19 protein-coding genes and 1 pseudogene are annotated in these 17,885 nt (G+C 40.7%); 13 read left to right on the top strand and 7 right to left on the bottom strand.

Annotated elements, in window-relative coordinates:
- Positions 1-104: 104 nt before the first annotated feature.
- From DTA23_RS17795 to DTA23_RS17765, 10 genes and pseudogenes are all read left to right on the top strand, one after another.
- On the top strand, positions 105-791 hold the full coding sequence (locus tag DTA23_RS17795; protein WP_204990845.1) for a response regulator transcription factor: 687 nt from the start codon (positions 105-107) through the stop codon (positions 789-791).
- Positions 788-2,167 carry a HAMP domain-containing sensor histidine kinase gene (locus DTA23_RS17790; protein ID WP_112375540.1) on the top strand — a complete coding sequence of 460 codons (1,380 nt, stop codon included), beginning with the start codon at positions 788-790 and terminating at the stop codon, positions 2,165-2,167. The genes DTA23_RS17795 and DTA23_RS17790 overlap by 4 nt, the downstream gene beginning before the upstream one ends.
- A gap of 175 nt (positions 2,168-2,342) precedes the next feature.
- The gene (locus DTA23_RS17785; RefSeq protein ID WP_201638578.1) at positions 2,343-3,677 is read left to right on the top strand and encodes a TolC family protein; all 1,335 of its coding nucleotides are present in this window, start codon (positions 2,343-2,345) and stop codon (positions 3,675-3,677) included.
- A 19-nt stretch (positions 3,678-3,696) separates the two neighbouring features.
- Positions 3,697-4,758, top strand: a complete 1,062-nt coding sequence (locus tag DTA23_RS17780; protein ID WP_201638577.1) for an efflux RND transporter periplasmic adaptor subunit — start codon at positions 3,697-3,699, stop codon at positions 4,756-4,758.
- 21 nt (positions 4,759-4,779) lie between these two features.
- The gene (locus DTA23_RS30505; protein ID WP_370445116.1) at positions 4,780-5,376 is read left to right on the top strand and encodes an efflux RND transporter permease subunit; all 597 of its coding nucleotides are present in this window, start codon (positions 4,780-4,782) and stop codon (positions 5,374-5,376) included.
- A complete protein-coding gene (locus DTA23_RS30500) occupies positions 5,357-5,755 on the top strand; it encodes an efflux RND transporter permease subunit (RefSeq protein WP_370445157.1) in 399 nt (132 codons plus the stop codon). The genes DTA23_RS30505 and DTA23_RS30500 overlap by 20 nt, the downstream gene beginning before the upstream one ends.
- Complete coding sequence (locus DTA23_RS30495; RefSeq protein ID WP_370445115.1) at positions 5,739-5,924, top strand: efflux RND transporter permease subunit; 186 nt, start codon at positions 5,739-5,741, stop codon at positions 5,922-5,924. Before DTA23_RS30500 ends, DTA23_RS30495 begins: the two co-directional genes overlap by 17 nt.
- A 10-nt stretch (positions 5,925-5,934) precedes the next feature.
- Positions 5,935-7,889: pseudogene (locus DTA23_RS30490) on the top strand (efflux RND transporter permease subunit).
- 229 nt (positions 7,890-8,118) lie between these two features.
- Positions 8,119-8,952 (top strand): sulfite exporter TauE/SafE family protein, encoded by an 834-nt coding sequence (locus tag DTA23_RS17770; RefSeq protein WP_070562867.1) that lies wholly within the window; start codon positions 8,119-8,121, stop codon positions 8,950-8,952.
- Positions 8,953-9,030: 78 nt separating this feature from the next.
- Positions 9,031-9,432, top strand: a complete 402-nt coding sequence (locus tag DTA23_RS17765) for a DUF1634 domain-containing protein (RefSeq protein ID WP_070562870.1) — start codon at positions 9,031-9,033, stop codon at positions 9,430-9,432.
- A 7-nt stretch (positions 9,433-9,439) separates the two neighbouring features.
- On the opposite strand, the gene DTA23_RS17760 is transcribed toward DTA23_RS17765, so the two are convergent.
- A complete protein-coding gene (locus DTA23_RS17760) occupies positions 9,440-9,979 on the bottom strand; it encodes a GNAT family N-acetyltransferase (RefSeq protein WP_046672418.1) in 540 nt (179 codons plus the stop codon).
- 246 nt (positions 9,980-10,225) lie between these two features.
- Here DTA23_RS17760 and DTA23_RS17755 point away from each other — a divergent pair, with 246 nt between their 5' ends.
- Positions 10,226-10,813: a Crp/Fnr family transcriptional regulator gene (locus DTA23_RS17755; RefSeq protein WP_070562877.1), complete on the top strand. Its 588-nt coding sequence runs from the start codon at positions 10,226-10,228 to the stop codon at positions 10,811-10,813.
- A 105-nt stretch (positions 10,814-10,918) separates the two neighbouring features.
- Entirely contained in the window at positions 10,919-11,512 is a 594-nt protein-coding gene (locus tag DTA23_RS17750; RefSeq protein ID WP_112375539.1) for a YceI family protein, read from the top strand.
- 153 nt (positions 11,513-11,665) lie between these two features.
- Here the strand turns inward: DTA23_RS17750 and DTA23_RS17745 are convergent, their stop codons facing one another.
- The 4 genes from DTA23_RS17745 to DTA23_RS17730 all read right to left on the bottom strand — a co-directional run bounded on the left by DTA23_RS17745 (position 11,666) and on the right by DTA23_RS17730 (position 15,521).
- Positions 11,666-12,451, bottom strand: a complete 786-nt coding sequence (locus tag DTA23_RS17745) for an SDR family oxidoreductase (RefSeq protein WP_112375538.1) — start codon at positions 12,449-12,451, stop codon at positions 11,666-11,668.
- A gap of 77 nt (positions 12,452-12,528) precedes the next feature.
- Positions 12,529-14,181 (bottom strand): ABC1 kinase family protein, encoded by a 1,653-nt coding sequence (locus DTA23_RS17740; RefSeq protein WP_112375537.1) that lies wholly within the window; start codon positions 14,179-14,181, stop codon positions 12,529-12,531.
- Positions 14,182-14,386: 205 nt separating this feature from the next.
- Entirely contained in the window at positions 14,387-15,028 is a 642-nt protein-coding gene (locus DTA23_RS17735) for a hypothetical protein (protein WP_070562889.1), read from the bottom strand.
- Positions 15,018-15,521 carry an RNA polymerase sigma factor gene (locus DTA23_RS17730; protein ID WP_112375536.1) on the bottom strand — a complete coding sequence of 168 codons (504 nt, stop codon included), beginning with the start codon at positions 15,519-15,521 and terminating at the stop codon, positions 15,018-15,020. Before DTA23_RS17730 ends, DTA23_RS17735 begins: the two co-directional genes overlap by 11 nt.
- A gap of 117 nt (positions 15,522-15,638) precedes the next feature.
- On the opposite strand from DTA23_RS17730, the gene DTA23_RS17725 reads away from it, so the two are divergent.
- On the top strand, positions 15,639-16,076 hold the full coding sequence (locus tag DTA23_RS17725; protein WP_070562894.1) for an acyl-CoA thioesterase: 438 nt from the start codon (positions 15,639-15,641) through the stop codon (positions 16,074-16,076).
- 155 nt (positions 16,077-16,231) lie between these two features.
- Here the strand turns inward: DTA23_RS17725 and DTA23_RS17720 are convergent, their stop codons facing one another.
- Positions 16,232-16,675, bottom strand: a complete 444-nt coding sequence (locus tag DTA23_RS17720; protein WP_112375535.1) for an Hsp20/alpha crystallin family protein — start codon at positions 16,673-16,675, stop codon at positions 16,232-16,234.
- A 464-nt stretch (positions 16,676-17,139) separates the two neighbouring features.
- Complete coding sequence (locus tag DTA23_RS17715) at positions 17,140-17,850, bottom strand: AAA family ATPase (RefSeq protein WP_070562900.1); 711 nt, start codon at positions 17,848-17,850, stop codon at positions 17,140-17,142.
- Between the last annotated feature and the right edge of the window lie 35 nt (positions 17,851-17,885).

Below are 17,885 nucleotides of genomic sequence, written 5' to 3'. Positions count from 1 at the left end.
TCTTCATGTAAATCTTATGTTACCAAATTAAGCGCTAAGAAAATATCTCCATGATAGGATGACAAAAATTTGTTTATTTTTACGAAAACACAACAGATATACATATGGTGGACATTTTGCTGCTCGAAGACGACAAGGTACTCTCTAAGGAGATCCGATCTTTTCTGTTAAGCCAGGGTTTTACCTGTGATCAAGCCTTTGACGGTATTGAGTTTTTGGCCAAAACGCACCAGAAAAAATATGGTTTTTATCTATTGGATATCAACGTGCCCAAAATCAATGGACTGGAGATCTGTAAAAAGATAAGAAGCCATGACGCCTTTACCCCAATTATTATTCTCTCAGCATACGACGATATAGATGATAAAAAGGAGGCATTTCTCCGGGCCGCGGATGACTATTTGGTCAAACCTTTTGTTTTAGATGAGTTACTGATGCGGATCTATTCATTGCTGCGTCGACAACAACATAGCGAAAGCAATGAAACAAAAACATGGGTAGTCGATGATCTGATCATTTATCCTGATGAGGCTCGTGTACTACGTGCAAATGAAGAAATTAATCTTACTCAAAAAGAATTTCAACTGCTGCTTATCTTAGCGCAGGCAAAGGGCCGCACCTTATCCAAGCAACATATTTCGGAGGAAGTATGGCAAAACCAATTTCAAACAACACAGAATACAATTGAAGTTTACATCAACTTTTTACGAAAGAAAATTGATAAAAACTTTGAAAATAAACTAATCCATACAAGACCTGGATTTGGTTATTACCTATCGGCAGAAAAATGAATTTAAAAAAGAAGATAGCGATTAGCTTTAGCATTGCATTCTCCGTCCTTTTCGGTATAGCGATGTTGATTATCTACTATGCTAGTTTCGATTTTCGGAAAGATCAATTTCGCCAGCGACTGATTGATAAATTGGATAATATCTCCCATTACATCGCCAGTAATCCTTATTTCAACCGTCAGTCTTACAAAAACTATTTCCACGATGACGAAGATGGCCTCTTCTATGAAGATGTGATCATCCTTGACAAAAACAAACAACTGGTCTTCAGCACCGTAAAGGATCAGACCATTACCTGGAATGCCTCGATTGTCAATCGGCTAAATCAGGAAAAACAGATTTTCTACTATCAGGATCAATACGAAACCTTGGCCAAATATTACCGCATCAACGGTTTACCTTATTATATTATCGTAAAAGCACAGGATTACTCCGGGAATGAAAAAATGGATCATCTGGCGCTCGTCCTAACCATATTATTTGTACTGAGCGCTGTGCTGGTCTGGATATTCAGTTATAACCTTATCCAACGTTTATTGATCCCACTCGATAAATTAAAAGATAATATCACCCAGATCAATGCCAGCAAACTGACCAAACCTGTCGAGTATACCGGTAAAACAGATGAGATTGCTGTACTAACCCGAGCATTTAACACCATGCTGCTACGGCTTTCGGCTGCTTTCGAATCGCAGAAAGAATTTAATTCCAGCGCCTCTCATGAATTGCGAACGCCGCTTGCCCGAATGTCCTTCCAGCTGGAGAACCTTTATCATCAGAATCAGTTGAGCGAAGAAGTAAGGCAGGTATTGCGTAATATATCCAAAGAAACCTTACATCTTTCGGAGGTAACCGATTCGTTGATGTTACTTTCAAAATTCGACTCCGAGCGTTTGAAAATGACTTATGCGGAGGAAAGAATTGATGAAATTATCTTTACGGCTTATGAAAAGGTAGCCAAGGTATTCCCCGACCTACAACTGGATTTTTCAATTGGCGGAATCGAAGATCCCAAACTGAGTATTTTCTGTTCTGCTCAATTGATTGAAATCGCTTTTGTGAATTTATTTAAAAATGCCGCGCTTTATTCCGATACCAAGGAGGTAAAAGTAATGATTGTAGAATCAACGTGGGAACTTAAAGTGCTTGTCAGCAATACTGGCCCGGCCTTGAGTACAATCGACCAAAAACGAATTTTTGATGCATTCAGCCGCGGTGAAAACGCAAGTGAAACAACAGGATCGGGCCTAGGGTTACGTATCGTTCAGCGTATCATGCAATCGCATCAAGCAACAATAGCATATCAGGCCGATCTAAAACAATCTACGCATACTTTTGTATTACTATTTAAATTGTTTCCGAACCGGGAAGTATAGTTGCTTAAGTGCGGTAGACAATGTCAAGTCTATGAGCAATAAACGCATATATTATTATACCTATCCATAGCTATCCGCCGATCTGAAAAACATGCTTTTTTAAGCTTTTTTTAAGCATTTATTAAGGGGTCTTTAATCTTCGACCAGTTATTTTGTTACATAAGTTTTGAAACACATGACAAAGACACCCCTTATATTTTTATTGCTTTGCAATAGCATGGCTTTTGCTCAACAAAAACCACCACAGGCAGATTACTTGAGCATTCATGAAAGTACATTTGGAATAAAGCAAAGTGAGATCTCGGGAAAAAAGATGACGCTTCAAGAATGCGAAGAGGCTTTTATTAAAAGTAATCTCTCCCTACTCGCGCAACAATATGACATCAGTCAAGCCGAGGCAGACGTCATACAAGCCAAAATATGGGATCTGCCACAGTTGGAACTGTCTGCCAATGCCTACGACCCACAGAACAAAAAAACATTTCATATTGGTCAATCCAAGGAAGCAAGCGTATCCCAATTGATTTATCTCGGTGGAAAAAAGAAGAATGAAGTTGAATTTGCCAAATCAAATGTTGAACTTGCTAAGCTACAATTTAGCCAATTGCTGGCAAGCCTTCGCGCCCAGCTGCGTACAACTTTCTACTCCCTTTACTTTGAGCAACATAAGTTGGCCGATATTAAAATTCAGCTGGATTACCTCAATAATCTGCTCGCCGCTTATAAAGAGCAAGGGAAAAAAGGAAACGTTTCTTTAAAAGATCAGGTTCGCCTTCAAACAATGGCCATTGATCTCAACAACGAAAAAACGACAGCAATTAATAATAGTATCAATCTACAGCAGCAATTACGTGTGCTTATTTCCAGTCAGGAAGATGTATTACCAAAGTTAACAGATCAAGAAGCAGATCAGGAACTTGCCGTAAAGCCAACAATGCCTTTGGAAAACATCTACCAATTGGCCTTGGAAAACAATGCTGATTATCAATTTGCCTTGAAGACCTCGGAAAGCGCACAGTTATTTACCAGATGGCAACAGTCTTTAAACACACCGGATATCAACCTTGGCCTTTCCTACAGCCAAAATGGAGGTGTATTCCGCAATGAGCTCAATTTCACAGCCGCCATTCCGATCCCGTTGTGGAAACAAAATAAAGGAAATGTGATCAAAGCGAAATACGCCGAAGAAGAGGCAAAGAAAAATATTGAAGTCCAACGGCAGCTGCTGGAATCACAGATCCGTTCCAACTATCAGTCCTGGGAAAATCAATATACCCAATATTTTACTATCACACCAGACGACCTGCATAACATCGCTGTGGTCTATGATGGCATATTCAATAATTTTAAAAAAGGGAATATTTCTCTAGTTGAGTTCACGGATTTTATGGACAGCTATCGCATATCCATTCTTAAGCTATACGATATGAAAAAGGAAATCATTCTCAACGCCGAACAATTAAACTACCTGGCTCAAACTTCTATATTTAATTCAACTCATGTCAACTAAAAAACTTCTTATAGCCGCTGTGGCAGTAGTACTACTTTACTCTTGCCAAAATCATAAAGAAACAGATAATGCAGCCATTGTCAAAGGTTTCGAAATTAGTGAGACGATGCTTAAATCGACAAGTTTTGCTACGGTAAAAAAAGAAAATGTGACCGAAGAACTCAACTTCTTTGGAAAGATATCGGCCGATCAAAACAATTACATTGATATTTTCCCGCTCGTTGGGGGGAATGTGGTCTCCGTTAATGTTTCTCTGGGTGATTATGTCCATAAAGGTCAGGTATTGGCAACAATCAGAAGTACGGAAGTTGCCGGTATACAAAAGGATCTTTCCGATGCCAGAACCGATGTGTTACTCGCCGAGAAAAACTACCGTGTGGCCGAAGACATGTATAATGGTAAACTGAGTACAGACAAAGACATGATGGAAGCAAAGGGGCAATTAACCAAAGCCAAAGAGCAACTACGTCGTTCAGAGGCCGTCAGTCAGATCTACAATGTGCGTACAGGTAATATTTATTCGGTCGTATCTCCAATCGATGGCTACATCGTCCAAAAGAACATCAATAAGGACATGCAGTTGCGTAGTGACCGCAGCGACAACATCTTTGATGTGGCCAATACAAAAGATGTATGGGCAATTCTTAACGTCAACGAAACGGATATCGACAAGATTAGTATGGGCATGCCGGCTATTGTGTCTACCCTGAGCTACCCGGACAAAAAATTCCAGGGCAGTATTGATAAAATCTTTAAGATCATCGATCCCCAAACGAATTCAATGCAGGCACGCGTGGTGCTAGACAATAAGGATGGTTTACTTATTCCGGATAGTAAAGCGACCATTAAAGTGTTGCATCGCTCCAATACGGAAGCGCTTGCAGTTCCTTCTGATGCGGTCATTTTCGATCAAAACAAATATTTCGTATTGATCTATAAATCCCAAAATGATATTAAGATTCGCGAAATATTGCCGATCAAACAAAACGAAGGAACAACTTACATGGCTACGGGGCTACAGGAAGGTGAAAAAGTTGTTGTCAACAATAAACTTTTGATCTATAGAGCATTGAATAATTAATCGGTCTTAGCATTTACACGAATGAACAAATTCATTAAAAATATCATCGCCTTTTCCATTAAAAATAAAGCGTTTACCTTTATTTGGGTCGGTATTTTGGCTATTGCTGGTTTCATTAGCTTTAAAAGCATGCCCATTGAGGCATTTCCCGATGTGACCAATACACAAATAACCATCATTACCCAGTGGAACGGAAGGAGTGCGGAGGAAGTCGAACGCTTCGTAACGACACCAATCGAACTGGGCATGAGTCCAGTCCAAAAGAGAACTAGCATACGGAGCACCACCATGTTTGGCCTTTCTATTGTTAAAATCATCTTTGATGATGGTGTCGACGACACTTTTGCCCGCAATCAGGTCAACAACCTCATGCGGTCTGTGAGCCTGCCAGACAATGTAGACCCTGAAGTACAGCCCCCCTACGGCCCTACAGGCGAAATCTTCCGTTATACATTGCATAGCGATCAACGCAATTCGCGCGACCTCCTTACTTTGCAGACCTGGGTCATTGACCGCGCTTTGCGTGGTGTCCCTGGTGTAGCCGATATCAACGTTTTTGGTGGACAGGATTTGGTTTACGAAATAAGTTACCGACCCCATCAAACTCGACAAATTTAATCTGACCCTGTTACAGGTATTTGATGCTGTCAGCAAAAGTAACCTGAACGTCGGTGGAGATGTCATCGAAAAAAGTGGCCAGTCCTACGTCGTACGCGGTATTGGTTTGGTCAACTCGATCAATGATATCGAAAACATCACGGTAATCAACCAAAAGGGAAATCCGGTCTTTGTTAAAAATGTAGCCGAGGTCAGAGAAAGCGCAATGCCTCGGGTGGGCCAAGCTGGTTTTGGTAAGAATGATGATGTGGTAGCAGGAACCATCGTGATGCGGAAAGGCGAAAATCCAAGAGAGGTCCTGACCGCTGTAAAAGCGAAAATAGACGAGCTCAACAACAAAATCCTTTCCCAAAGATGTCAAAATGCAAACCTTCTATGACCGTGACAATCTCATGGATTTCACGACCCATACCGTTATGCACAACTTGATTGAAGGTATTGTCCTCGTCACCTTGATGGTATTGCTCTTTATGGCAGACTGGCGCACGACGGTCATCGTTTCTATCATTATACCCCTCGCCTTACTTTTTGCTTTTCTAATGTCTTAAACTAGCTGGCATGAGCGCCAACCTGTTGTCTTTGGGTGCAGTAGACTTTGGTATTATCATCGACGGTGCCGTGGTCATGGTGGAAGGGATATTTGTCATGTTGGATCACCAGGCTCATAAGCTGGGTATGGAGAAATTCAACAAAATGGCCAAAGCCGGCTGGATCAAACAGACAGGAACAGGTTTGGGAAAAGCAATCTTTTTCTCCAAGCTGATTATCATCACCTCCTTGATGCCCATATTCTCCTTCCAAAAAGTAGAAGGAAAGATGTTTTCGCCACTAGCCTTTACCCTGGGTTTTGCTTTGCTGGGTGCATTACTGTTTACCTTGACACTCGTTCCGGCTTTATCGCATATTCTGCTCAATAAAAATGTAAAAGAACGCCACAATCCATTTGTTGAATTCTGGAATAGAATTGTCGCCAAAGGTTTTGGATTTACATTCCGAAACAAGCGTCTGAGTATGATCGTTGCAATTACTTTACTAGCTGCAATCTTATTTTCTGCAAAATTTTTAGGGACAGAGTTTTTACCGACATTAAATGAAGGTTCCCTTTGGGTTACTGCCGAGATGCCCATGAGCACTTCATTACGTGAATCGGTTAAAACAACCAAACTGTTAAAGGGTACTTTAGAAACTTTTCCTGAGGTCACCGGCGTACTTTCCCAAACTGGACGAAGCAACGACGGTACCGACCCCAATGGGTTTGGCTTTGTTCAGTTTGCTGTGGCCCTAAAACCTAAAGAGGAATGGACACGTAAAATCACCATGGATCAGCTGATTGAAGAGATGGACCATAAACTCAAACAATTCCAGGGGATCACCTATAACTATTCGCAGCCTATTCGGATAATGTTGCTGAAGCCGTTGCTGGTTTCAAGGCCGAAAACGGCATCAAGATCTTTGGCGATAACCTCGCGACCTTAGACCGCCTGGCGAAAGAAGTTTATGCACAGGTCAAAGGTATTCAAGGTATTAAAGAACCTGGTATCATCTTAAATATCGGCCAACCTGAAGTTAGTGTGGTATTGGATCGGACCCGTATGGCGGCATTCAATGTCCTGCCAGCAGATGCACAGGCGGTACTGGAAATGGCCTTTGGCGGAAAGACCGCTTCCATTTTATACGATGGTGAGCGCAAATTCAACATTCGACTGCGTTATGCGCCCGAATATCGGAAAACAGAAAAGGATATTGCACAGCTGATGGTTCCATGTGGTGATGGCACATTAATTCCGTTGAAAAGTATCGCGACCATTGAAAAAGATAATGGTGCTGCTTTTATCTATCGCGACAACATCAAACGTTATATCGGCATCAAATTTTCCATCCGTGACCGTGACTTAGGAAGCACCATAGCTGAAGCACAACAAAAAGTAAGTAAAATTAAGCTTCCGGAAGGATATTCTATTGGCTGGACTGGACAATTTGAAAATCAGCAGCGTGCGACACACCGCCTAGCACAGGTTGTACCGATCAGTTTGATCGTCATCTTCTTTCTATTGTTTATTCTATTCGGAAATATCAAGGATTCGCTGCTCGTGTTGGCCAACGTTCCTTTTGCACTGATCGGTGGAATTATCGCCTTGCACGTGACGGGTATGAATTTTGGAATCTCGGCAGGGGTAGGTATGATCGCATTATTCGGGATCTGTATCCAGAATGGTGTTATCCTGATCTCAGAATTCCATCAGAATAAGAAGGAAGGCCTACCCAATGACCAATCTATTTATAAAGGTGTAAAATCGCGAACACGACCTGTGGTCATGACGGCACTCATGGCTTCCATCGGGCTGTTGCCGGCTGCATTATCGACCGGTATAGGTTCGGAATCACAGAAACCTTTGGCGATCGTCATCATTGGCGGATTAATCTCAGCGACGATATTGACATTGTTGGTATTCCCAATCATCTACGATATCTTCAACAGAAAAGAAAAGGTACAACAAACAATAGCTGAATAATATTGTCCATATTTTATATACTATATACTTAGACCAATAAAGGTCATCGGTACTGCCTCAGGCTGTGAAGCGACAGGCAGTACCATTTTTTGATAATACTTTTGATGTAACATTTGTATCTATTCCAGGTTTAAAGTTTCAAAAGCAATAAAAAGCCCTTAAGTTTACAACAAATTACCTTCCATTAAACAGCTGCTGTTTTTTGGATCACACAAACAAACACATATTTATGACTATTCTCACCTTTACAATCATCCTTCTCCTGGGTGCTTTTGTAGCAGGGCTCTTAGGATCCCTGACAGGCTTAGGCGGAGGGGTCGTTGTCATCCCTTTATTGACTCTTCTGTTTCATGTCGATATCCGTTATGCCATTGGAGCGGCCTTGTTGGCTTCCATAGCGACATCATCCGGTGCAGCCACAGCCTATGTCAAAGAAGGCATCACCAACATCCGGCTTGGCATGTTTTTAGAAATAGCGACCACGATTGGTGCTGTTATCGGGGCTGTCATCGCCATTTACATGCCGACGAATACCATTGCAATCATTTTTGGTATTGTACTGATCTTCTCCGCAGCTATGACTATACGGAAGAAAAACGAACATGCGCTATCCGGCGGTTCTGCTTTGGCTGAAAAATTGAAACTGAATAGCACCTACCCTGCTGATGGAAAATTGATCCCGTATAAGCTGACCAACGTCGTCGGCGGCTTCTCTTTGATGGGGGTTGCAGGAATACTTTCCGGATTATTAGGCATTGGCTCGGGCTCCCTTAAAGTACTCGCGATGGACAGCATGATGAAAATTCCATTTAAAGTCAGTACGACAACGAGCAACTTTATGATCGGTGTCACCGCAGCTGCTTCTGCAGTGGTCTATTTACAAAGAGGATATATGGATCCAGGTATTGCTTTTCCGGTTATCCTGGGTGTATTATGCGGTGCCATTACAGGATCCAAACTCTTAAAGCGCATGAACCCAAAGACTTTACGTATCATTTTTGCCGTCGCTATTACTTTGGTGGCCTTGGAAATGATCTTCAACGGATTCCAGCATAAATTCTAAAAACGGTAGCTTACCCGATTTAGGATTTTAAGTTTGTAACGTCCTTCCGCTAGACAATGAAGGACCTAATTACTCAAAATGAAACAAGTATTTTCGAAACACTATTGGGGAGACAAAGACATCTCACTGTTGGTAGGACAAATTTTAAGAATAGGCGTTATATTGGCTTCCTCTATTCTTATTCTCGGCGGTATCTTCTACCTGATTGTTCATGGACAGGACACCGTACCGAATTATCGAGATTTTGTCGGTGAAGGGAATTCCAATACAACAATTACTGGAATTATTTCGGGGGCATTTAGCCGAAATATTCCCCAAGTTATACAGCTGGGTGTTCTTTTATTGATTTGTACACCTATCGTACGGGTGATTGGTTCACTGTTTGGTTTTGTAATCGAAAAGGACAGGCTTTATATCATCATTACATTGATTGTATTAACCGTCATTATCGGCAGTATACTTAGCGGCATCAAGGGATAATAAGGCTTTATCTCTTGATCCGCCGCCAAGCGGATTTTTCCAATGCGTATTCAAAATTTTTACGTTCTGGCTCATTTACATAGCTGACCATCTTTTCGGCCACTTTAATAGCGCCCAAACGTTCCACGGCCTTCTGAGAACGATAGTTTTCTGCCCCCACATGCAGATAGATTCGATCCACAAAGTTGAAGGCAAAGTCAAACATCATCTCTTTGACCAAGGGATTAATTCCTGCCCCCCAATACGCACGGGCATAAAACGTATATCCAACAAAAATAGATTTTTCCGCCTCATCAAGTCCATAGTACCGGGTGCTCCCAATGCAGGCTCCACTTTCCTTATCCAGGATCAAATAAGCAGCCTTACTTTCCAAGGCCCCTTCAAAAAATCCCTGAAAAACCTCTTCCTTCCAGCGATCCTTATTGGGATGCTGTTCCCAGATCAGGGGATCTTTGGCAACCTGATACAGCGTATCAAAATCCGTTGGTTCGATGATGCGTAATACGACCTTATCATTTTCAAGGGTGTTGGGGGCGACAAACTTCATGAGACACTTTTATAGTTATAGCAATTCAAAGATTTTAAATCTGACAAAAGATACCAATTATTGATCAAACTATCTGAATTTTGCGAATATCCGGTCAAATATTACACCAAGATGTAGATTTTATCACCGTGTTGACAAAATTGAATGCAAGAAATCCCCTGCAACTGAATTATTTTACCTTAGAATTGATAGGAATTGGACAACTTATTCAATTAGCATGGCAAAAAATTCGTATTTTACAGCCAAATGGAACAATTCAGGGAATTTGTAAAACAGCGTATTGATGTCACTGAGGAAGAACTAAATGACATCGTCTCACGTTATCAGGTACGGAAAATAAAGAAAAAAGAATACTTTCTCCGGGCAGGCGAGGTATGCCACCATGAAGCATACGTAATCAGCGGTTTATTTAAATCATTCTATGTCACCGCCGATGGGATTGAACATATCCTACAGTTTGCAATTGAAGATTGGTGGATCGGTGATATTGCCAGCTTCAATTATCAGGAGCCGGCCCTCCAAAACATTCAGGCCCTGGAAAACTCCGTCGTCCTGACCCTTTCAAAAAAGGCTAAGGACAAACTTTACGAAGATCATCCCATCTTCGAGAAACTCTCCAGGATTATGGCACAACGTGCGCAAATCGCATCGCAGCACCGTATTATCTCGAGCATAGGTTTCACTGCACAGGAACGCTATCTGGATTTCATCAAAAGGTACCCTAAAATCTATCCGAGGATCTCCAATATGCAATTAGCCTCCTATCTTGGTGTTACGCAGGAGTTTCTTAGCCGCCTAAAAAGGCAGATCTTAAAGCCGAATCGAAATTCTTGACCTACATCAATTTTTTCTTTGTCTGTTTATCCCACCTTTGCAGAAGCTTGTTCAAACAAACAATTTAAACTTTTGAAGGTTAGATAAATAAAAAAAGAAAATAAGATGAATAAATTTTTCCAAATTCTGGCAGTAGCAGTATTAATGGTTAATGTTGCTGTGGCACAAGTAAAATGGTCTGCAGACCCTGCACATACCAACGCAAGATTTGATGTAAAACACCTTGGTATCAGCTTTGTTGATGGTGAATTTACTAAGGTAGAAGGAACAGTTGAAACCCCAACAGGAACAAGTTTCAATAATGCCAAAGTTAATTTCTCTATCGACGTCAACAGTATCGATACGCGCATTGCTGCACGTGACAACCACTTGAAGACCGATGATTTTTTTGCTGCGGAAAAATTCCCTAAAATGACATTAAAGTCTATCAGTTTTAAAAATGCGAAAGTAAAAGGAAAATATGTGATGATAGCGGATCTGACGATCCGTGATGTAACGAAAAAAGTAACTTTCGAGGTAATACAAAACGGTGGAATCATTACGGATCCTTGGGGAAAAACACGTGCTGGATTTACAGCTAAAACAAAAATTAACCGTCAGGATTTCGGCATGAAATACAATGATAAATTACCTTCAGGTGTAGAAGCGGATGCTTCTGATGTCGACATCATTGTCAACACCGAATTGGTGTTGAACTAATTGAAAATAATAAATCACACTAACATTAAGGGGTGTCCAAACGGATTGGACACCCCTTTTTATGCAATTTTACACCGAGTTCTGGCTACAGCAATCAGCTATGGAATGCTCAAATCAAGGGCTTTGACCTGACGTAATTGAGCAGCTCATTTTTTATAAGCCTTTTAACATCCCGCCGTCCAGAGGAATATTGGCTCCAGTCAGATAACTTGCATATTCGGAGCAAAGGAAAGCGACGAGATAACCGTATTCTTCAGATTTACCCAGACGCTGCGCAGGAACCTGTTTCAACCGCAATTGTAGCGCTTCCTCGTAGGATATACCCATACGTTGAGCGTCAAGGTTGGTTAGCGACTGGATACGGTCCGTATCAAAAAGGCCTGTCAAGATGCTATTGACCGTCACCCCTTCTTTAGCGACATCCGTTGCCAGCGATTTACTCCAGCTAAGCAATGCTGTACGGATCGTATTAGACAACACTAAATTAGATACCGGTTCTTTCACAGTTGAAGAAGACACATTAATAATACGTCCGTATCGATTTGCCAACATATAAGGCAGCGCACATGAGGTCGTGTAACAGTGATTTTGAAATAAGAGTTCAAAAGCATGCTGGTAATCCGCCAAATTTTTTTGGTCTATGGTTCCTGCTTGCGGCCCATTCGAATTGTTGATTAAAATATCAACCTTATTCGACTCAAAATAATGTGTTATCTGCTTTTTGTATGCTTCGTGATCATTGTAGTCCACCACGATATATTGGTGTACCTGTCCTTTGGAGGTATCAAGACCTTCACAGGTACGTTGTAGCTTTTCCTCCTGTCGGGAAGCCAATGTTACAGATACGCCACATGAGGCAAGCACTTGGGCAATACCTGCACCTATACCAGCAGAGCTCGCTCCGATCAGGGCTTTTTTCCCATTTAGATTGATTTCCATATCTTTTTATTTTTTATTTTATAGCGTGTATGTATGCATAGCCAATCATCATGGCTGAAAATGCGTTCTAACCCCGGTTAATCGTTGTCCTTTGCTCGGATCATAGCAACAAATAAATATATGGCAAAGACCCATGCTGAGCCAAGGCATATCCAAGCAAAAATGGGAATTCCCCACCACTGTGGTTCTACGCGTGCGACAATAATCATCCCACCTAGTAAATTGAGTGACATAAACATAATTCCGATGACAATACGATTGACCCCCTTGCGTAAAATAGCATTAAAAGATCGCGCACTGATCAGACGGTGGTTGAGTGTAAAATTTCCTGTTCGAAATAAGCGCACAAGGGCGCGCATATCTTCAGGAAGTTTTTCGACATCGCGCGCAAAAGATTCAACTTTATGTTTTCCTTTTTTGAAGATTGCCTCTGGAGAGAGCCGCTCCATCATAATCCTACGTGCAAAGGGCTTGATACTCTCCATAATATTAAGATCGGGATATAACTGGCGTCCAATACCTTCCATCAACGAAATGCCCCGCATCAACTGATAAATATATTCCGGAAAATACAAGCGGTTGTCACCAATGATGTTCCACAATTTATTGAACAATAAATCTAAGCTAAGATCCCCGAGAGATACATTATCAATCATATCGAAAATCTCATATAGGGATCTTTCAAACCGGTTACGATCCGGAATATGGCTCACCACGGCAACGTCTTCAATTACGTCAGCAAGCCGGACAGCATCTTCGGAAATAGCCGATTGAATAAACTCTTCAAGCTGCCTACGGTCTATCCCCAATAATTTACCCATATTTCCGAAATCCAAAAAAGCAATCCGCCCATCCGGCATCACCATCATATTGCCGGGATGCGGATCGCCATGAAAGAAACCATGGATAATCACTTGCTCAAGGTATAAATTGATCCCATTTTTTACCAGCGTTTGGACATCCATTCCCCGACGCTTAATTTCATCGGCATCATTTACCTTGAAACCATCGAGATATTCCATGCAAAGAACATGGTCCGACGAGAGTTCAGGATAAACACGGGGTACCATGATCAGTTTATTTCCTTTAAAGTTCTTTGTGAAGCGTTCGATGTTATGCCGCTCAATCACCAGGGACATCTCTTCCTGCATGGTCGTAGCGAAAGATTCAACAATCAGCAGAAGGTTAAGGTTTTCCAGTACATCATTGTACATGGTTAGGATTTTGGCAATATCACGCATAAGTGCCAGATCACAGCGCATAACCTCATCGATGCCAGGACGGCGGACTTTTAAAACGACTTGGGTTCCATCTTTTAAGATTGCGCGATATACCTGTGCGATAGAGGCCGCAGCAAAAGGTTCGGCAGTAATCTCCTGGAAATGCCCATCAATATCCAGCTCAAGTTCTTCTTTGAGATAAGATTTAATATCCACTTCAAAAGGGGGAACATTATCCTCAAGGCGCTTAAGTTCATCTACGAGATCTTTGGGCAACAACCCCTCCCGCGTCGAAGCTGATTGTCCAAGCTTGATAAAAGCCGGACCGAGCTCCTCAAGAGCCATGCGAATACGGGCATAAACACTGATATTATCGACGTCAATAGCATGTTCTACAGCAGATCGGGGTCCCTTCCACGGCAATCGAGCGATCGCATCTTTAAAACCATATTTGGCCAATATACTTAAGATCTGGGAACTGCGCTGTAACTTCTTTGTCGGATTAAACATAACGGACAATGGTTTTCAATGACAATATACGAAATATCCATGCCCCAAAAAGCAAACAAGCATAAAATGAAGCGGATATTCCATATGGACTAAAAAAACTAATCAGAAGGAGATGAAACAAAAACCTTACCTATTTTAGTTCGAGCCATTTTGAACGGAAAATCAAGTCTTCAACAGCATAAAATAAATACAAGGACGTTGTAAACTATTCGGCTTCCATTTGATCTAGCTTTTCCTTTATCTGTGTAATATAATTGCTATAATAAGCACGAATCATAAATTCTGTCAGACCAACAACAAGAATAATGGAAGCAATTGCGGAAAGGATCATCCACACAATAAAGTTTGGATCCTGTTGGAAAGTTTCCTTGAAATGGTATAATCGATCAAACCAGACGGTAGTCCGATTCTGTGCGATCATAATAAGATAAAGAAATAGAGCTTGCGGTATCATCACGTAGGCCGCGATCCGATAGGTCTCTACGGCATACTTCAAATCGTAATACAATTTGAGCAAGTGTTCTTTAGAAGCCAACAACTCGATCTTTTTCGTACTCTTTACCAAATAAAAGAACCTCCGATAATATAAAAGACTAGATAAGGATATCTGTACGATAAAAAAGTAATAGGCAAATGCAGCATAACCTTCAATCTTATATATCGGTAAGATGGGCACCAAAAACAGAAAGCCCATACACACGGCCCAAGAGATAAACTCACGTTTGATATTCTTGCGCAGCTTACCCATGATATTGCCGACTTCCTTATAGTATTTGAGATTTGGATTCTGTAAATCCTCGTCTGTAGGCTGTTGCTGCCAAGATTTTTTTAACTCATCAAAATTCATACTTGTATTTTTTAATGATTTGTTGAATTCGCTCCTTCGTGCGGTTTAATTTTACGCGGGCATTGACTTCCGATATACCCAGATTTTCTGCAATCTCGCGATGACTCTGACCTTCCAAAAACAAAAATATCAGGGCTTTTTCAATGGCGTTGAGCTCTTGAACGGCCTGATAAAAAACGTTCAGTTGCTCATCTTTATCGGTATCGTAAGCTTCTTCTGCAAAATCATGTCGTTCCTCTAACGTATCATAAATCTGATGTTTCTTTTCTTTTTTTAAGAATACCATTGCGGTATTGAGGGCAACACGGTACATCCACGTTGAAAATTTACTCTGTTGCTTAAATGTTGCATAGGATTTCCACAGCTGATAGACGATCTCCTGATACAGATCTTGTCGCCCTTCATGATCATCCATATACATACGGCTCACCTTAACGAGAATACCTTTATTCTCGTCAATCAGTCGAAGAAATTCTATTTCTGATGGGTTCACCTAGCGATTTTTCTTTAAATATATTTAGGTAATAAGTATAGCAAACAAACAAAGTGTTACAGCTTTATTTAAAAATATGTAAATTGTTATGAAAAAAGAGGCTAATCGTTGAAGATTATGGAGAATATATTTTATCAAGGTCAGATTATATGGGCGCAGATCGATGCAAATAGACATATGCGGCATTCTGCTTACGCTGATATCTGCGCACAGGCCCGCAGTAACATGTTGAACAAAATGGGCTTTTCACTGGATAAATTTGCCGAATTTCATATCGGTCCAATTTTATTTCGGGAAGAACTCATCTATTTTAAAGAAGTGCATTTAGATGAATATGTACAGGTAAAAGTAGAACTGACGAAATACAACAAAACAAATAGTCGTTTCTCATTTATACACCAAGTTTTTCGTAATGACGGAGTTTTGTGCTGTACCGTCAACGTCGATGGAGCCTGGCTCGACCTTCATAAGCGGAAATTAACGAAGTTACCAGAAGAGATGGAGCCTTATCTCGCCAAAATTCCCCGATCTGAAAACTATGCGGAAACTGAATAGTCTTTTCATCATGTCAGGACCATCCTGATAAAAAAAATCCCTCGGAACGCAAACGGAATTCCGAGGGATTAAAACATAAACTAAACCTAAAAACTATTGTCTTTTGCTCACCTTTGGTCATTCCCAAAATGAACTATTTCTTGTATGCTGCTGGATTATTTAACTTCAATCAAACGTTTTGCAATGATTGCATCTTCTTTTTTGCCAACAGTCAAAATTAATATACCACCTTCATAGGCAGCCTCGATATTGCTGTAATCTACGGTCTCTGGCAAGGTAAATGATCTTGAGAACGAAGAATAATTGAATTCTTTTTTGCTGTATAATTTTTCTTCACTCACACTTTCCTCTTTTTTCTCAGCTGAAATGGTAATTAGATTTTTATCGACATTGATCTTAAAATCAGATTTATCCAATCCAGGCGCTGCCATTTCAATTTTAAAGGATTTTTCAGTTTCTGATATATTGACCGCAGGTACACGGGACACCAAACGATCGGAGATGAAGTTATCATTGAATAAGTTGTCGAATACAGTGTTCACAAATGGATTTACTGCATCCGTGTTTAAACTTTTTGTAGGGAATTTAATTAATGCCATTTTTTTGTCCTCCTAATTTTTTATTTTATTGTTAAGCTTTTTTTGTTCTACCTATTTGAAGAGAGCTATTCAATTTGCGTACCAGCAGGTTTTAAAAGACAAAATGTCATTTAAAAATAAAAAATAATGTCATTTTGTCTTAAAAACAACTGTTTCCAACTACCTAGCGATCAATAGGTCATTAGCGGGCTCCCTGCCCCCTATCCCAAATTGTCCCTATACACAGACTAACGTATAGGAGATAAAACAGTTTATCAGAAATTGTCATTTTCTATTAAGAGTCTTAAACAGAGCGCTCAATTAGCAGCGTACCGTATAAGAGAAAAATCTTTTATGAAACGTTGTTATTTTTACTGAGCACCTCAAACAGAGCGTTCGAATAGTAGTGTATCATATAAGAGAAAAAGATGTTATCAGAAGTTGGTATTTTATTAGGCATCCGAAACGTAACGTTCAAAAAACCATTAAGGTTGATTTTGTTCCAGCGAAGCAATCAATAAGAATTTGACAGCATCGTAAATATAGTCCTTAGCCTCTGCATAGGAGATCCCATAGCGTCGCTGTACGACATCAGCATAATGTGGAAATGGCGTAAATAATTTATCATAATAGGCATCCAGTTGTACTATGGTCGGCAACTCAAAAGCCAAACGAAGCTGAAACCGCCGGATAATGGCTGTATCCAATATTTCAGGATGATTCGTTGCTGCAATCAATACCGCTTCAGCAGGAAAATAATCGATCAGCTGTATAATGGTGTTCACGAGACGGCGCATTTCACCCACATCCTTTTCTTCACTAATCCGCGCCTTTCCGATCTGATCGAATTCATCTAAAAACAGAACTGCTTTTTCACGCCCTGCTTTATCAAAGACCTGTTTGATGTGCTGCGAGGTTTCGCCAATACGAGAAGAAATGAGGTTGCTCAAATTCAACACATAAATTGGTTTTTCAAGCGCTGTAGCCAGCGCTTTCGCCGTTGTTGTTTTTCCGCAACCCGAATAACCGTGCAGTAAAATCTTATTGCTCACCGGCAGACCATATTGCGAAAGCTCTTTAATATAACGATGCTCTTTAATCAGCTGATGCAGCTTTTGACGGCTGTCCTTTTCCAAGAAAACATCCTCCAAAGCAATCCTTTCCTTATCGGCTATGACAAGATCGTAAATATTCATACTATTAATTTAAGACTATCAGATAACGATTGGCA

This window comes from Sphingobacterium multivorum (genome assembly GCF_900457465.1).
GTDB lineage: Bacteria > Bacteroidota > Bacteroidia > Sphingobacteriales > Sphingobacteriaceae > Sphingobacterium > Sphingobacterium multivorum.
This window is presented reverse-complemented; position numbering and strand designations above follow the sequence as displayed.

Bases quoted from the DNA above. Each gene is read 5' to 3' on its own strand.
- DTA23_RS17785 (WP_201638578.1), top strand. From the start codon at position 2,343: ATGACAAAGACACCCCTTATATTTTTATTGCTTTGCAATAGCATGGCT.
- DTA23_RS17725 (WP_070562894.1), top strand. From the start codon at position 15,639: ATGGAGAATATATTTTATCAAGGTCAGATTATATGGGCGCAGATCGAT.
- DTA23_RS17765 (WP_070562870.1), top strand. From the start codon at position 9,031: ATGAAACAAGTATTTTCGAAACACTATTGGGGAGACAAAGACATCTCA.
- DTA23_RS17720 (WP_112375535.1), bottom strand. From the start codon at position 16,675: ATGGCATTAATTAAATTCCCTACAAAAAGTTTAAACACGGATGCAGTA.
- DTA23_RS30505 (WP_370445116.1), top strand. From the start codon at position 4,780: ATGAACAAATTCATTAAAAATATCATCGCCTTTTCCATTAAAAATAAA.
- DTA23_RS17790 (WP_112375540.1), top strand. From the start codon at position 788: ATGAATTTAAAAAAGAAGATAGCGATTAGCTTTAGCATTGCATTCTCC.
- DTA23_RS17715 (WP_070562900.1), bottom strand. From the start codon at position 17,850: ATGAATATTTACGATCTTGTCATAGCCGATAAGGAAAGGATTGCTTTG.
- DTA23_RS17750 (WP_112375539.1), top strand. From the start codon at position 10,919: ATGAATAAATTTTTCCAAATTCTGGCAGTAGCAGTATTAATGGTTAAT.
- DTA23_RS17735 (WP_070562889.1), bottom strand. From the start codon at position 15,028: ATGAATTTTGATGAGTTAAAAAAATCTTGGCAGCAACAGCCTACAGAC.
- DTA23_RS17745 (WP_112375538.1), bottom strand. From the start codon at position 12,451: ATGGAAATCAATCTAAATGGGAAAAAAGCCCTGATCGGAGCGAGCTCT.
- DTA23_RS17770 (WP_070562867.1), top strand. From the start codon at position 8,119: ATGACTATTCTCACCTTTACAATCATCCTTCTCCTGGGTGCTTTTGTA.
- DTA23_RS17795 (WP_204990845.1), top strand. From the start codon at position 105: ATGGTGGACATTTTGCTGCTCGAAGACGACAAGGTACTCTCTAAGGAG.
- DTA23_RS17740 (WP_112375537.1), bottom strand. From the start codon at position 14,181: ATGTTTAATCCGACAAAGAAGTTACAGCGCAGTTCCCAGATCTTAAGT.
- DTA23_RS17755 (WP_070562877.1), top strand. From the start codon at position 10,226: ATGGAACAATTCAGGGAATTTGTAAAACAGCGTATTGATGTCACTGAG.
- DTA23_RS17760 (WP_046672418.1), bottom strand. From the start codon at position 9,979: ATGAAGTTTGTCGCCCCCAACACCCTTGAAAATGATAAGGTCGTATTA.
- DTA23_RS30495 (WP_370445115.1), top strand. From the start codon at position 5,739: ATGCAAACCTTCTATGACCGTGACAATCTCATGGATTTCACGACCCAT.